Source organism: Paenibacillus sp. FSL R5-0887 (genome assembly GCF_038002305.1).
GTDB classification, from domain to species: Bacteria; Bacillota; Bacilli; order Paenibacillales; family Paenibacillaceae; genus Paenibacillus_AQ; species Paenibacillus_AQ odorifer.
The window spans coordinates 2,594,565-2,610,053 of record NZ_JBBOCE010000002.1 but is presented as its reverse complement, the minus strand read 5'-3'; the positions used below and the strand labels follow the sequence as shown (position 1 = coordinate 2,610,053).

14 protein-coding genes are annotated in these 15,489 nt (G+C 46.2%); 2 read left to right on the top strand and 12 right to left on the bottom strand.

Annotated elements, in window-relative coordinates; translation table 11 throughout:
• Positions 1 to 24: 24 nt before the first annotated feature.
• The 4 genes from MKY14_RS29320 to ftsE form a co-directional block, all read right to left on the bottom strand.
• Positions 25 to 1,491 carry a S41 family peptidase gene (locus MKY14_RS29320; RefSeq protein ID WP_076123824.1) on the bottom strand — a complete coding sequence of 489 codons (1,467 nt, stop codon included), beginning with the start codon at positions 1,489 to 1,491 and terminating at the stop codon, positions 25 to 27.
• Between the two features lie 124 nt (positions 1,492 to 1,615).
• Positions 1,616 to 2,914, bottom strand: coding sequence for a murein hydrolase activator EnvC family protein (locus tag MKY14_RS29315; RefSeq protein ID WP_076123826.1), 1,299 nt, complete (start codon positions 2,912 to 2,914; stop codon positions 1,616 to 1,618).
• 28 nt (positions 2,915 to 2,942) lie between these two features.
• The gene (gene ftsX, locus MKY14_RS29310; RefSeq protein ID WP_076123828.1) at positions 2,943 to 3,857 is read right to left on the bottom strand and encodes a permease-like cell division protein FtsX; all 915 of its coding nucleotides are present in this window, start codon (positions 3,855 to 3,857) and stop codon (positions 2,943 to 2,945) included.
• Positions 3,847 to 4,533 (bottom strand): cell division ATP-binding protein FtsE, encoded by a 687-nt coding sequence (gene ftsE, locus MKY14_RS29305; RefSeq protein WP_036678556.1) that lies wholly within the window; start codon positions 4,531 to 4,533, stop codon positions 3,847 to 3,849. The genes ftsX and ftsE overlap by 11 nt, the downstream gene beginning before the upstream one ends.
• A gap of 342 nt (positions 4,534 to 4,875) precedes the next feature.
• Between ftsE and MKY14_RS29300 the strand changes: the two genes are divergently transcribed.
• Positions 4,876 to 6,303: a VanW family protein gene (locus MKY14_RS29300; RefSeq protein WP_340977964.1), complete on the top strand. Its 1,428-nt coding sequence runs from the start codon at positions 4,876 to 4,878 to the stop codon at positions 6,301 to 6,303.
• 153 nt (positions 6,304 to 6,456) lie between these two features.
• Positions 6,457 to 6,864: a CBS domain-containing protein gene (locus MKY14_RS29295; protein ID WP_340977962.1), complete on the top strand. Its 408-nt coding sequence runs from the start codon at positions 6,457 to 6,459 to the stop codon at positions 6,862 to 6,864.
• A 37-nt stretch (positions 6,865 to 6,901) separates the two neighbouring features.
• On the opposite strand, the gene MKY14_RS29290 is transcribed toward MKY14_RS29295, so the two are convergent.
• The 8 genes from MKY14_RS29290 to MKY14_RS29255 form a co-directional block, all read right to left on the bottom strand.
• The gene (locus MKY14_RS29290; protein WP_051491029.1) at positions 6,902 to 7,504 is read right to left on the bottom strand and encodes a DL-endopeptidase inhibitor IseA family protein; all 603 of its coding nucleotides are present in this window, start codon (positions 7,502 to 7,504) and stop codon (positions 6,902 to 6,904) included.
• A gap of 195 nt (positions 7,505 to 7,699) precedes the next feature.
• Positions 7,700 to 8,305, bottom strand: a complete 606-nt coding sequence (gene pilO, locus MKY14_RS29285) for a type 4a pilus biogenesis protein PilO (RefSeq protein ID WP_339188706.1) — start codon at positions 8,303 to 8,305, stop codon at positions 7,700 to 7,702.
• The gene (gene pilM / locus MKY14_RS29280) at positions 8,289 to 9,890 is read right to left on the bottom strand and encodes a pilus assembly protein PilM (protein WP_339188709.1); all 1,602 of its coding nucleotides are present in this window, start codon (positions 9,888 to 9,890) and stop codon (positions 8,289 to 8,291) included. The genes pilO and pilM overlap by 17 nt, the downstream gene beginning before the upstream one ends.
• A 15-nt stretch (positions 9,891 to 9,905) precedes the next feature.
• On the bottom strand, positions 9,906 to 10,655 hold the full coding sequence (locus tag MKY14_RS29275) for a prepilin peptidase (protein WP_339188711.1): 750 nt from the start codon (positions 10,653 to 10,655) through the stop codon (positions 9,906 to 9,908).
• A gap of 73 nt (positions 10,656 to 10,728) precedes the next feature.
• Positions 10,729 to 11,223, bottom strand: a complete 495-nt coding sequence (locus tag MKY14_RS29270) for a type II secretion system protein (RefSeq protein WP_312148767.1) — start codon at positions 11,221 to 11,223, stop codon at positions 10,729 to 10,731.
• A 189-nt stretch (positions 11,224 to 11,412) separates the two neighbouring features.
• Positions 11,413 to 12,618 carry a type II secretion system F family protein gene (locus MKY14_RS29265; protein ID WP_036678542.1) on the bottom strand — a complete coding sequence of 402 codons (1,206 nt, stop codon included), beginning with the start codon at positions 12,616 to 12,618 and terminating at the stop codon, positions 11,413 to 11,415.
• On the bottom strand, positions 12,618 to 13,667 hold the full coding sequence (locus MKY14_RS29260; protein ID WP_340977960.1) for a type IV pilus twitching motility protein PilT: 1,050 nt from the start codon (positions 13,665 to 13,667) through the stop codon (positions 12,618 to 12,620). Before MKY14_RS29260 ends, MKY14_RS29265 begins: the two co-directional genes overlap by 1 nt.
• A gap of 43 nt (positions 13,668 to 13,710) precedes the next feature.
• Positions 13,711 to 15,375 (bottom strand): GspE/PulE family protein, encoded by a 1,665-nt coding sequence (locus tag MKY14_RS29255; protein ID WP_076099665.1) that lies wholly within the window; start codon positions 15,373 to 15,375, stop codon positions 13,711 to 13,713.
• Between the last annotated feature and the right edge of the window lie 114 nt (positions 15,376 to 15,489).

Sequence of the window (15,489 nt, the reverse complement as noted above, 5' to 3'; positions counted from 1 at the left end):
AAAAGAAGGCTGAATTCAGCCTTCTTACTTTTTCGACGCTGCCGCCTTAATTTCCTTCTGAATCTCAGCAATCCCTTTATTCCGTTGGTTGTCGTGAACAGGGTCTTGAATGACCTTGATCAGCGCCGCTTCCAGCGCCTCGGCTGTCTTGGCGTCAATTATGCCTGTGACTTGAAGCTTTGCTGTACTTTGGAACTTCTTCACTGCGTCCTTAGTGCCAGCATCGAAATAGCCATCTTTACGTCCAGGCTTATAACCCAAACCGTCCAGCATCGTCTGTGCACTCTTCACATCAGCGTTGTTCATATTATATTGCAGCGCCACGCTCTTGTTAATTGGAGCCACCGAGAAGTAATCCGGCTGCGCTACCGCGATATCCGGTTTAATGCCCTTACCGTGAATCCATGTGCCGTCTGGCGTAAGCCATTTGGCAATGGTAACTTTCAGCAAGCTGCCGTCTCCAAGCTGTTTGTCAAAGCTCGTCTGCACGGTACCTTTACCGAAAGAATTGTCACCGATCAGCTTAGCTCCTGCCGACTGTTGCAAAGCACCCGCCAATATTTCCGAAGCACTTGCGCTACCTTTATTCATCAGCACGACCACTGGATAAGCTTTACTCGATCCTTTTGAGGTACTAACTTCGCGTTTTTTGTCTTTATATTCTATTTGCACTATAGATTTGCCAGCTGGAACGAATTGCTCTGCCATTTCAATAACAATCGGAAGAACACCACCTGGATCATTACGGACGTCAATAACAAGTCCCTTCATGCCTTGCTTCTCCAGCTTCTCCAGCTCTTCCTTGAATCGTTCTGCGGTATTCAGGGAGAACTGCGTAACCTCGATTACACCCACATTGTCCTTTTCCATGGTAGCGTAGACTGTTTCAAGCTTCACATCATCCCGGGTAAGAACAAATTCGAGTGGCTCTACAGAGCCGGAACGTTGTATTTTCAAAGTGGCCTCACTGCCCTTAGGACCGCGAATCTTGGCAACAGCTGCATTCAGCTCCATGCCTTCCAGCGATTCACCGTTAACGGACAGAATAACATCTTTGGCCTGAATCCCAGCTTTCTCAGCAGGTGAGCCCTTGATCGGAGAGACCACGACTACCTTGCCATTATCCGAAGAGACCTCCGCACCGATACCTGAAAAGGAACCCTCAATGCTTTCTTCGAATTTCTCAGCTGTTTCTTTGCCCATATAGTTGGAATAAGGATCGCCCAGCGCTTCCATCATACCGTTGACAGCACCGTCTATCAGCTTCTCCCGATCTACTGTCTCGTAGTAATTGCTCTCAATCAGACTGAGAGCCGTTCCAAGCTTCTGGGATTCCTTCTGCTGAAGGCCAGTAACCTGCAATGCCGAGGCCAGTCCTTCTCCTGCAGCTTGTCCAATAACATGACTATAACCCGTCACGCCCAAGGTCACCAGACTACCGCATAGCAGGGCGGCGATAATCATAAACGCCGCTGTGCTTTTTTTTAACATGATGTTCCCACCGTCCCTTCTTGTCCATCTCGCAAACAACTCCATAAGTCCGTCCTGAAAGGTACGGTATCTCTTCCAGTATATGCCGTACGCTCAAATAATATGAGTTATAAGTTCTTAAAAATTAGAGATAAGGCATCGGATTTACTGTCTTGCCGTCGATCCGAACTTCAAAATGGAGATGGGGGCCCGTCGAATTACCTGTAGAACCGGATTCAGCAATCACATCCCCACGATTGACTCTATCCCCAGGACTAACCTTGATACCACCTTTACGGATATGTCCGTAGAGGGTCCAAACTCCGCCGCCATGATCAATAATTACACAATATCCATAACCGCTATACCATTCAGCTACGATTACCGTTCCCGAATCAGCCGCATGAATATTGGTTCCTTGTGGAACTGCAAAGTCTACCCCGGTGTGTACTTTCCCCTTCTCCCCCGTAATAGGGTGTGTCCGTGGTCCGTAAGAGGAAGAGATTCTTGCCGAGCCTACAGGGAGCAGGAAGGGTCCATCTCCACCAGCATACGCAGTTGAGGAGCTGGAGCTTGAACTGCTGCTTGCCTTGCTGGCTGCGGCTTTCTTGGCAGCTGCTGCTGCCCGGCGTGCCGCTTCTGCTTTGGCGGCTGCTGCTTTGCGCGCTGCTTCCTCAGCTTTAATCTTATCCTTTTGGGTTTCCAAAGCAGAACGTTCGCTTGCCAGCTTAACCAGCTTCTCATTCTGCTCTTCACTTAGATCATCGCTTTCTTGAATCTGCTTATCATAAAATGCGATAAGCTCCTGCTTCTCCGCTTCCTTCTCTTTCAGCAGGCTTCTCTGATTTTCCAAGGAGGTGTATAACTGCTTGGCTTGAGCATATTGCCCCTCAAGCTCCTGCTTTTTCTCTACAACTGTCTGCTTGTCCAGCTTGTGTTGGACTAACAGCTCCTGATCCTGATCCACAATCATCTTAAGCGAATCGGTGCGGCCCAGAAAATCAGAGAAGCTTGTCGATGAGAGCAAAACATCTAGGTAAGATACCGCTCCATCCGTGTACATCAACCGGACACGGGATCCTAAGAGTTCTTCTCTTGAGGCCACTCGTGCCTCTGCTTCATCCAATTCCGTTGCTGTAACATTAAGAGATTCTTCTGTATCGGAAATTTTGTTAGAGATTTCGGTCATTTTGCCTTTAACTTGATCCACTTGCTGCAATACATATTGTAAATTGATATTTGTCTTATTCTTATAGTGCTGCGCTTCCTGCGTTTGGGACTCCGCTTTCTCTTGCTGCGCCTTAGCTTCCTGCACCTCTTGTTGCAGCTGCTTTAATTGCTTATCGATTTCGGCAACACTTGTTTTTTTGGCATATCCATCAGAGGGTTGGAATATAGTGACAGCTAGTAACATTACGGCTAGTCCGGCGGCAATCTTCTTCAACTCGCACTCCCCATCCTTCACTCTTAAATTAAACTTTCAAAAACTTACGAATAGAAACCGTACTTCCCCAGACGCCGATCAACACACCTAGTCCAACTAACAGACCTACGAGCAGCAGCCAAATATCACTGAAAGGGATCAGCTGCAATCCGAGCATTGGATCTCCCTGTATCGAAGATTCCAAACCCTTGTAGCCGGCATATAAAACACCCGAAGTAATCAATGATCCAATGAGTCCAATTAATGCCCCTTCTATAAAGAAAGGCCAACGAATAAAATAATTTGTCGCGCCTACCAGCTTCATAATCCCAATCTCTTTACGCCGGGCAAGAATCGTTACCCGAATAGTATTGGAGATGAGGAACATAGACATAAGTGCCAGCCCCGCTACAAAAATAAAGCCAATGTTGCGTACGGCACGCGTGATTTTAAACAATGTTTCTATCGAGCCTTTGCCATATTTCACTTTGTAGATAGGCTGTTCGGTATGTGTCTTGTTAAGGGCTTGAATCTTCTCAGCCACAAAAGCAACGGTAGTAGGTTCAATAACTTCTACCTGAAGGGTATCTGGAAGAGGGTTATTGTCTTCATCGAACCCTTCCAGAAGCTCTGCTGCCTCCTCGCCCATATCTGCGCGGAGATCTTTAAGTCCCTGTTCCTTGGAGATGAACGTAATCTTGCTGATCTCCGGCATATTGCCAATTTCAGTCTGCAGGGTCTCACGCATCTTCTGATCTGTATTCAAAGCTAGATGCACTTTGATCTGTACCTGACTGTCTGCCTCATCAGCTACAGAATTTACGTTAAGAACAAGAAGAATAAATACACCTAGAACAAAAAGAGAAACAACAATCGAAGTGATTGAGGCGATCGACATCCAGCCATTACGGAATACGCTTTTGAAGCCTTCCCGCACATGTCGCAAGAAGGTTTTAAAACTCATAACCATATTCCCCTCTCGCTTGGTCTCTGACAATGTTTCCATTCTCAATCGCAAGCACCCTTTTGCGCATTTTGTTCACAATATCTCTGTTATGGGTAGCCATTACAATCGTTGTTCCACGAAAATTAATCTCGTCAAGCAGCTGCATAATGCCCCATGAAGTCTCGGGGTCTAAGTTACCTGTAGGCTCGTCCGCAATAATAACAGAAGGATTGTTGACGATAGCCCGTGCAATAGCGATCCGTTGCTGCTCACCACCAGAAAGCTGTGAGGGCTCACGATTTGCTTTACTTCTCAGTCCAACCAAATCAAGAACCTCATTCACACGTTTCTTGATGACTTTTTTCGGCGCTTCAATAACTTCCATAGCAAAAGCTACATTCTCGTATGCCGTCATTCTGGGCAAAAGCCGAAAATCTTGAAATACAACGCCGATATTACGGCGGACATAAGGGATTTTGCGTGGTTTTAGCTTTCCTATATTGAAACCTCCCACCGAAATCTGTCCTTTGGTAGGCACTTCTTCTCTATAAATCAATTTCATAAAAGTAGATTTACCCGCGCCGGAAGGGCCGACAACGTACACGAATTCATTGCGGTCGATTTTCACTGAAACTCCTTGCAGTGCGTGAGTTCCGTTAGGGTACGTTTTCCATACATCTTGCATTTCAATCATTTTCTCACTTCCCAATTATGACATTTTCCACTTGTGCGAATCGACATTGTCCACCTCAAGTTTCCATAAACTTCAATATTTCCGCAATGTATCTATTGTAACAAATCTGTAACTGATTGAGTACCCCGTAACTGCACGACTATTCGAAAGTTTTGTAGTGACTGGACATATACATATAAAAAAGCACCTAGCGGTGCCTGTTATCAGATGTCGTAACTCCCTTTATTAGAGACTACTTATTTCTTACTAATTTATTATCGGTATCCCACGAAGTGTTCTTTAAGTTCTGTTACAGGGCCGCGCCTGCTTAGCGCAATCCAAATCCCCAAAAGGAGATTAATCATGAAAAAAATCCATGCTGCCCTCATAGTGGTCATCGCACTCGTCCTTATCGGCTCCTGTATTTACGGAGGGCTTCATCTATATGGCAGCAAAACCACGCTTCCAAAGGGTACAACCCTTGCCGGCTGGCAGGTCGGAGGCATGACTCTCACCGAGGTCCGCTCCCAGCTGGATAAACGGCTGCATGCCCTCGAAACCGTCCCTCTAGTGCTAAAAGTGGAAGGCAATGCAGATCTCTCCCTAACCCTTAATAAGACTGGGTTGAGCTATGAAGCCTTTGCTTTTCAGCAGGGCTTAAAAGAGCTTGCCGAAGGAACGCTTTGGGAGCGGGTAAAGGCACGCTATAACTTCCCTAAGTTGTGGAAGCTTGAAACCCATCTGGAAATCGCACAATTTCAAAAGATTCTAAGTCCCAGTTGGGAGAAGGAGTCCTTTGGTGAACCAGTGGACGCTACACGACGAATTACAGGCGATGACCGAATCGTATATACTTCTGAGAAAACTTCCCTGGAGGTTGATTGGGCAGCTCTGGAGACTTCCTTAGGAGCAGCTGCCCCCACCAGCTTTAATCATCTGAATGCCCTGCTGGAGAAGGGAATCACGATGCAGGTCCCTTTGTTAATCCTGCAGCCTGACATAACTTTAAAGAAATTAAAGGAACAAGGTATCGAGCGAAAAGTAATGCAGTTCAGCACCTCTCTAGGTGCAAGTGGACCTGGACGAAGCTACAACGTGGAAGCTGCTGCCAAAGCTGTGGATGGAACCATTCTCCCGCCTGGAGCCGTCTTTGATTATGGAAAAGCTATAGAAAAAGCAAAGGTAAATTACGGCTTCCGTGAAGCGCCGGTGATTGTGAACGGCAAGCTGCAAGCAGGTGTTGGTGGAGGGATCTGCCAAGTGTCGAGCACTCTTTACAATGCCGCACTGCGTATAGGGCTAGAAATTGTGGAACGCCGTAATCATTCCTTGCCCGTCAACTACTTGCCCAAAGGTCAGGACGCAACATTCGCTGAAGGTTATATCAACTTTCGTTTTCGCAATACGACTGGCAAATATCTCATAATTAAAGCAGCTGTGCAGGGTAAATCACTGACCATAAAGCTGTTCGGCACGTTTCCGCAAAATGTCACTTACAAAGTTCATTCAAAAACAGTAGAGGTGCTCCCTCCAGTCGATAAATACGTAAACGATTCTTCACTGCCTCGTGGCAGCTCACGCGTTATTCAAAATGGGAAAACCGGATATATTGTTGAAACCTACATTACAAAGTATGTTGACGGTAAATCCACTGAGGTGAATAAACTGTCCCGCGACGTATATTACGCACAAAAACGATTAATCGCCATTAATCGTGGAGGCGTGAGCAAATCCATAATCCCGGATGTCCCCCGAAAGCAGCTGGTGGAGGACGGCGTCCGCAGTGAATAGCTAACAACAAATAACCGGTCAGAGCCCCTAAGGTCTGATCGGTTATTTGTGCCAGCAATCTATTTTACCTGTAGCTTACGTTACCCGGCTTTGAAATTTACGATTCAGGGGTACATTAGAAGTAGACCCATAATCAGAAAGGATGAACATCCTATGACAACAGCTCTTGTAAATGATCTTACTGGTATTGTCCGCAGTGCTCCTGCTATTTTTGCCTCACGCACTTGCAGAGAAGCCCTTCGCGTCATGTTTCAGCATCCAGAATCCAAATGTATCGTCGTCTGCAATGCTACGAATGAACCCCTCGGATTGTTGATGAGCGAACGTTTCTTTTTGAAAGCTACAGGAAGATCCGGAGTAGATCTATTCTACAGAGAACCTGCCATGAAGCTTATGAACAAAACCCCGCTCATTCTTGACATTTCCACTCCACTCGATATGGTATTGAGCCTCGCTATGAACCGCCCAGATCCTATGAAAAATGATTGTGTCATTATCACTCGCAAAGGTAAATTCGCTGGTGTTGCATATACCTCTGACCTTATCCGCGCCCAAGCGTAGAACCTCTTTACCTTTCCTCTTCTACCCTAAACCTTCCTCAAAAAAGAATATCCGGTGACGTATCAATTCTCCAGTATCCATTCACCTTTTTCAGCTTCACATACACCGACTCACTGCCTTCCTGCCCGCTCGAATAAGGAACTGTTAAGTCAAATTCAGCGGTTGTTGCAGTTTTGGAGAGCATTCGGGCGGTGGCTTTTTCAAACATCAATGAGTTTCCAAGATCCGCATTCACCTGTGACATTCTACCTTCATGCTCCAAAAATTGAGTCTGCACATAATAAGCTGCTGCATTATGCGTGTAGGCTTTTTTTATGTAATTCATCAGCTTCGCCTTTGTCCCAATATCATTGGAAAGGTAACGGTACTCTTGCGCTTTATACATGAAGGTTTCCATCGGGAAAAAGTTGCCCCCGCGGCTAGTATAGAAATAGATTGCTCTGGCATGTACAACAAGCGGTACAACACTTTTTACCGTCAAATTGTTTATGGTAGCTGGACCTTCTTTTCCTGTACCAATCACAGCCACATTTTTTATTGCCGAGCTTCCCACTGATGATGAAGCTGCCATAACTCCGCTACCTGCTGATAAAAGGCCTAAGGAAAGGGCCAACGAACCAAGCATCCATTTTTTGTTCATCTGAAGTTCCTCCTCTTTCATCTAAAAAATACAGGCGATCGCCACTGTTTCAGCTTATGCACCCCGCAAGCTAAAATACCCAATAAACAGAGGAATGAAAACGTATTACAACTCTTTTGGAAATATAAAAAACTCCACCCTCCTGATTCACAGGAAAAGCGGAGTAATATAATTAAATAAAGTAGTACTAGAACCCTAATTGGATGCTGCTGCGGTGGCCTCATAATACGCTGTAAAAGCTACGTTAGCAGTCAAAATACTCTCCGTATTGTTCTTAGTACGATCCTCGTAGGATTGCTGAAAATTGAAAGAGTCCACATTCACAATACGAGGTAAGGCTTGTAGTTCATCCATCCATTGCCGTATCCCCGAATATGTCCCCTCCACCACTGCAGTCATTTTGATCTGTTTGACCGTCGGGAATGACACCTCAGCTGAACCTGTCATTTGCTGAATCGGATTAGCCTCATCCAAAACAAAACTAAGATCCTTTAGCCGCGCTTGTGAGGACGTGCTAACCTCCCGCAAATCAACAATCAGACCTTCGCTGTCATCGCCCTTTGGGAGTTCCCCCAGTAATTCCTTCTGTTCTAGATCTCCCTCATTGCCGCTGCCCTTCAGCTCATTGATTTTGGTTTGGAGCATTTCTGCTTCCTTTTCCAACTGACTGATCTCGCTGCTCTGTGCGGAAATTTCCTTAGTAGTCGGCTGAACACCCAGCATATAGAATGCAAACAATATCAGGAATAGAATTAACACCCCTAGTACGATGGGAGAGCGATATTTATTGATCTGTTCCATCGCTGCTCACCTCCCCTTGGCTGGCATCCGTTTCACTGTTTTGCTGCTTAGCCGCTGCTAAGTTCACTTTATAAATAGCCGTATACGTATTGTATGAAATGGCATCGGCGGCACCTTCAGTAAGCTTTTGAATAGAGGCATCGGCCGTAAAAGACATTTGGCGAAGTTGTCTTAAATAGTTGGAAGCATCCTCCATAGTGGATACATTTACAGTCAGATCTATAGATGTCCGGTAGGTATAGTTAATATCACGGATTAGTGCCTCCTTAGGCAATCCTTCCACTAATTCGTCCAAGATAGGGACTGCAATCACCTTATTGTCCTGAAGCACTGTGATGGCTGCTTTCCGATCTAGCTGTCCAGGTCCGCTGTTCTTAAGCTTCGCGAGCTCTACTTGGAGCATTAAACTGCGATCCTGCAGGCCTTGCAGCTCTTCTTTACCATTAGAAATTTGACCCTTATTGGCCGAAAAATAAATCCCCGTTCCGATCATCCCCAGCAGCCAGATCGCTACAAGCCCCATCGTGACATAAGGAAATAGCAACGTCTCTCGATCTTCTCTCGGCAATAGATCAATCGTATCCGTGTTGATGCTATTTTTTAGAGCGGTCCCGGCAGCTACACGGTAATCATTTAGATCAGGGTCAGAAACAGCAGCACTAGCCATCTGTTCCAGACTTATTGGTGTTATTTCAAGTTCAGCTAGGGACTGCTGGAGCTCCAGGTCCAGTTGTTTACGAATCGAGGGAGTGCCCGTAATCACTAAATTGTTGATACGAGTGGAACCGTCATGCAAGCTGTATTGATAAAAGCTGAGCATACGGGAGATTTCCGCAGTGATTTCCACCATTTGCTCGGGTGATAAATGTTCTTCCACAGCGACAGCTGTTTCTGCCAAGGTTTCACTGTCTGACAAAAGATCCATTCCCGCTAAATTTCTTCCTTTATGTAGATCAAGTAAGTTTATCGTACGAATGAAGACCGGATTCCCGTTTCTGAACATATAAATGTCCATTACCGATGGCTCCATATTAATCAGCATCGTCTCCGCAAAGCTCTCCCCGTGCCCAGTGGTTATAGCACGCGCTAAGGCGGTTGCCGAAATTTCGACACTACTTATCCGAAGACCCGCCCGCTCCAGAATTTCTACGTAATCCTGAATCGATTTTCGCGGAGCAGCAAATACGAGCAGGTGACTTTGCTCCTCATCCACTTCGAGCGTTACATAGTCGTAGACAGGATTTTCAAAAGGTAAATGCAGTCCCGTCTCCACTTCCAGCTTCACGAGTTGTTCTACCTGTTTGTCATTGGTACTAGGAATACTCATTTTACGGATAATGATCTGCGAAGGTGGAATGGACAAAGAAACCTTACTTCCCCTTAACCCTTCCTTCTTCACCCACTGCCTTACCCGATCATAAAGCGCCTCGCTATCCGCCACCTGATTCTCAATGATCATGCCTGGAAGGAGCGGGAGAAACCGTTTTTTACGGACTTCCCATGACTGTTTATTCTTAAAACTAATATAACGGATTCCGGCAGCTTCAATTGAAAGTCCGGCCACTTTGGGGCCTAATCCAAGCATGTGATCGATGTCCTCCTATCCGATGAGCGAGAGATACGCGCCGATGATGTGTGAACCATATCCAAAACTAATTAAAGCTCCTATAGCTAACCATGGGCCGAAGGGTACCGGCTGTTTACGTTTGATTACACCGAGCAGCATCAGCAGTCCGCCCACCACGCTCCCAAGCAGACAAGCCACAAAAAAGGCCAAAATCACATTCAGAAAGCCAATCACCAAGCCCAGCAGCGCAAATAACTTCACATCTCCAGCCCCCATGCCACCTAATAGAACAAAAGGGATAAGGCCCCCTCCCCCAAGCACAGCTCCTAGCAGATGATGCCATATCGGTCCTTCTGGAAATAGTAGTACAAGAATCAGCAGCAGCGGTAAAAAAAACAACAATACCTTGTTGGGAATCAGCATGTACTTCAAATCCGCAACCGTCACGATAACCGCTAAACTCACAAGAATGAACCCGATGATTCCCTTACCCGTCAGACCAAATTGCAAATACACCCATAAAAAAAGCAAACCCGTTGCCGCTTCTCCAAGCGGGTATAATGGCGAAATCCTTGTGCCGCAGTATCGGCACTTGCCTCCTGACAGCAGGTAGCTTACCACCGGAAGCAAATCCCGCGCTTTCAGCCGCGTATTGCAGTTCGGGCAATGTGACGGCGGATTAAGCAAGGATTCCTTGGCCGGCACCCGCAGCGCTACTACGTTATAGAAGGAGCCTAGAACCAGGCCCAGTAATGTGATGTAACTTGCGATAAATATCGTCATGGCTGTCCTCTGTTAGCTTCTGGATTTTAAAAAAGGAATCGGGAAGTCCGATTCCTTGAAAGTCTAATTCATTTTATTTTTTTGATTTCTCAGATTTGAGAACATCGGCAACAACAAAAGTATGATCTACCGCTGCTGGGGCAGTCCCTCCTGATGGAGTACTACCAGTTGTACTTAGAGAAAGAGCTGTTAATGCGCCATCAGTAAAGGTAACTGTGCCTGCGGTAATTGTATGTTTATTGCTGGGCAACAACAGATTAGGCTCAAGATAATGACCTGCTATTAATTCTGCAACTGTAACATTAACTGCAGTACCAGTTGTCGTAGTGTCAGAGTCGAATGCTCCATTTAACTCGGAAGTAATATACATACGAGTTGCATCATAAACTTGACGAGCAGTAGCAACATCAGCATCCTCTTTTGTGTTATTAATTATTCCACCAATCATCGGAATTGCAATAACCGCAATAATCCCCAAAATAACAATAACCGCCAGCAACTCAATCAGCGTAAACCCCTTTTGATTTTCCTCTTTGCTTAATCTTCTTTTAATCGCTTGTGCTAACATTTGATTTCCCCCTCTAAGTGGTGTGTGATGATAAGACCTATATCCTTTATTTCAGTGAATCCAGCATCAGCTTTCTTGTGCTTACGGAAACAGCTCGTCCATCGTCGTCTAATCGCCAGCGTAAGTTCGTGGATCTTGCCCCGCCTCCCCGGCGTCACCCCTCTCAATATATACAAGGAACCAAGAGGTTCACATATTACCGTACAGACTGAACATAGGCAGCATAATGGCTGCTACAATGACACCTACAACAGCGGCTAGAAAAGCGATCAATAGTGGTTCAAGCAGCGATTTCAGACGGTCGACGGTATTCTCCACGTCCATCTCATAAAAATCAGCTACCTTAGACAACATCGTGTCGAGCGCCCCTGTCTCTTCGCCAATCGCTATCATCTGCGTAACTAGTGGCGGAAAGACCCAAGCTTTTTTTAGCGGCTCAGATAGTGGATTACCTTGTCTCAGCGAATCCCCTGCACTACGGATGAATTTCCCGATGACCTTATTTCCTGCTACCTCCTCAACAATCACCAAGGACTGTAGGATCGGTACAGAGCTGGCATAAAGAGAAGAAAAAGTACGCGTAAACTGAGCAATCGAGCCTTTTTGATTCAGCTTACCGAACACAGGTATCTTAAGCTTGGCATAATCCAGAGCGTAAGCACCCTTTTCCGTACGTTTTGTAATCTGAAAAGCTATCACTAGGAGAAGTACTCCGAGTATCCAGAAATACCATTGACCTTGAATGCTTTTGCTAAGTGCCAAGACCATCTGTGTAATTGCCGGAAGCTCGGCATCCATCGATTCAAACATCGTTACAAACTGTGGCACAATCGCCCAAAGTAGATAGATAACCGCGGCAATCGCCATAACCCCTACGGTAATCGGGTACGTAAGCGCTGATTTTATCTTCTCTGTCGTGGTGTGCTGTTTCTCAAAAAACATAGCCAACCTGTCCAACGTCCCCTCAATATCACCGGATTCCTCACCGGCACGGATCATGCTGACAAATAGCTGCGGGAAGATTTTTTTATGATCCTGAACGGCTTGTGAGAACGATATCCCGCGCATCAGGCTGGAATTAACATCTACTAACGCTTTGCGCAGTGGCTTACTCTCGGTCTGCTCTGCCAAAATACGCGTTGCATCCACAATCGATACCCCCGCCCGCATAAGCGTGGCAAATTGTCTGCAATAAATGATGAAATGAAGCGGCTTAACGGGATTACCAATATAAATGTCCATCGATAAAATCGTGGTTTTGCGCTCAATCAGTGAAAATACCGTAAGTCCCCGCTTGCGTAGCTCCTCCATCGCCGTAGGTTTATCGGTTGCTGTTAGTTTCCCTTTGATAGATTTGCCCGCGGATGTCTTCACCTGATATTCAAAAAGAGGCATCAGCTGCTCACCTCCGCCATAAACGCCTTAGCTGCTGCTGGATCAATAAGCCCCTGCGATAAATAGTCACGGATGCTCATGTCCAAGGTGTGCATGCTTTGTGAGCGCCCGGTTTGCATTACATTTTTGATCTGATGTGTTTTTTCGGTACGAATAAGATTGGCTACGGCTGGTGTATTGATCAAAATTTCCGTAGCGCATAAACGCCCCCGAACTCCAGCCCTTGGGAACAACCGCTGACTGACTACTGCCAGCAGCACTGATGCTAATTGTGAACGAATCTGTCCCTGCTGATGGCCCGGAAAAGCGTCGATAATTCGGTCAATCGTCTGTGGTGCGTCTGTTGTGTGTAAGGTTGCCATCACAAGATGACCTGTCTCTGCGGCCGTAACCGCTGCTGAAATGGTCTCCAAATCCCGCATCTCACCAACGAGAATAACATCCGGGTCCTGACGTAAGGCAGCACGTAATCCATTAGCAAAACTAGCCGTATCACTTCCCACTTCACGTTGATCTACTAGACAGGTTCCATGGTTATGTAGAAATTCTATCGGATCTTCCAACGTCACTATATGCTTGCTCTCCGTCTGGTTAATATAATTCAGCATAGCTGCAAGCGTAGAAGATTTGCCGCTGCCTGTGGGTCCTGTAACCAAAATTAGACCTTGTGGCTTAAGCGACAAAGTAGTTAAAATCGAAGGCATCGACAGCTGTTCCAGACTCGGAATCTCTGCAGGAATGGCCCGGGCGGCGATACTAACCTCGCCCCGCTGACGATAAACGTTCACCCGGAATCTTACCCCACCATCAAGCGGATATGAAAAATCCAACTCGCCCGCATTCCGAAATGCTTCAATTCGTTCACTACCAAGTAGCATTTTGGCCATATCTGCCGCTTCTTCAGCAACCACGGATTCACCCTCAAGCGAGTGCAGCTTTCCATCCATCCGAATAACCGGCGGTGATCCTACGGAAATATGTAAGTCAGAAGCTTTGGAGGAGTAAGCCGTTTGTAATAGTTGTCTAATATCCCGCATATACGTTGGCATTAGCCGCTCCCCCTAAGTTAGAATGCTAAATCCCTGTTAACCTCTAATGTGAGACCGTCTCGCGCATGACTTCTTGAAGCGTTGTAATTCCTTGACTGACCTTGAGCAGTCCGTCATCCATCAGTTGAACAAGCCCTCGAGCTTTACCTGCTGCACGCAGTTCTTCTACTGAGGCAGTGTTTGTAATGAGCTGCCGTAAGTGATCATCAATACTGAGTACTTCATGAATCGCTATTCGTCCACGGTAGCCAGAATTGTTACAGCTACCACAGCCGCGTCCACGCTGTAATTCTTCCGCAGGTAGTCCTAAGCTACGTAGCATAATTGCTTCCTGTTCAGATGGTTTGTAGGTTTCTTTGCAGTCAGTGCAGATTTTGCGCACCAGCCGCTGTGCTACCACACCAATCAGCGAAGAAGCGATCAAATAAGGTTCTACCCCCATATCCCGCAATCGGGAGACGGAGCTAATCGCATCGTTTGTATGTAAAGTAGACAACACTAGATGACCCGTTAATGAGGCGCGAACAGCAATTTCAGCAGTTTCAGCATCCCGTATCTCACCGACCATTACGATATTCGGATCTTGTCGAAGAATCGAACGTAGCCCAGCTGCAAAGGTTAGTCCAATAGCCGAGTTTACGTGCACCTGATTTACTCCTTCAAGCTGGTATTCCACTGGATCTTCGACTGTGATAATATTTGCGCTTTCTACATTAAGTTGATTTAACGCTGAATATAAAGTTGTTGTTTTTCCGCTACCTGTAGGGCCCGTGATTAGCAAAATCCCATAAGGACGAGCTATCATCTCCTTAAAAGCTTCTGCATTCCCCTCACTGAATCCCAAAGCATCTACGGATTTGACCCCTGTGCTTAAATCTAGCAGCCGCAGCACAATCTTCTCTCCGTGCATCGTTGGTAATGAAGACACACGAATATCTACCATTTTGTAATCGAACTGCATTTTGATCCGCCCGTCCTGCGGCAAACGCCGTTCTGCGATATTCAGGCGGGCCATTATTTTCAGACGGGCGGTGATAAAGCCCTGCATCTGCTTAGGAATAATCCGCTCTGTCCGTAAGGTTCCGTCAATGCGGTAGCGGATGGTTAAATTATTTTCACCTGGATCCATATGTATATCAGACGCCCGCAGGGCAACTGCCTGCTGAATCATCTGGTTGACCAAACGTACGATCGGAGAGTCCTCATCTGTAATCTCGGTCTCTTCTATTTCTTCCTGTGTCGGGAGTTCTACCAGCATCTGATTCATAGAATCGCGCATGCCATAGTGACGCGCAATCGCCCGCTGCAGCTCATCTCTCGTAGAAATAGCGGGTTCGATCCGGAAGCCAGTACTCATACGTAAATCTTCTATCGCAAAATAATCCAGCGGGTCCGCCATCGCAACCATCAGCTTGCCGCCCTCTTTTAAGAATGGAAGCACCTGATATCGCTTAGCCATACTTTCAGGGATAATCTGCGTGATTGCGGGATCTATCTGGTATTTAAATAAACTGACATGCGGGATGCCGAGTTGAAATTCAAGCACTTCAATCAGCTGCTGCTCCGTGATATAACCTTGAGAGATTAGCAGATCGCCGAGCTTACGTTTGCTCTTACGCTGTTCCGCGAGAGCCTCAAGCAACTGGTCCTGCGAAATAATATTATTTTCTACCAGCAAGTCGCCCAGTCTCTTTTTCGCGATAGCCAAGTCTATTCATCTCCGTATGCCGTTATTTATGCCGGCTGAAATAATGGATATTTTTTATAGAAATAGAAATCAAACTCCCAGCAAAATTCGCTCAAAAACGAAAGATATAATTAC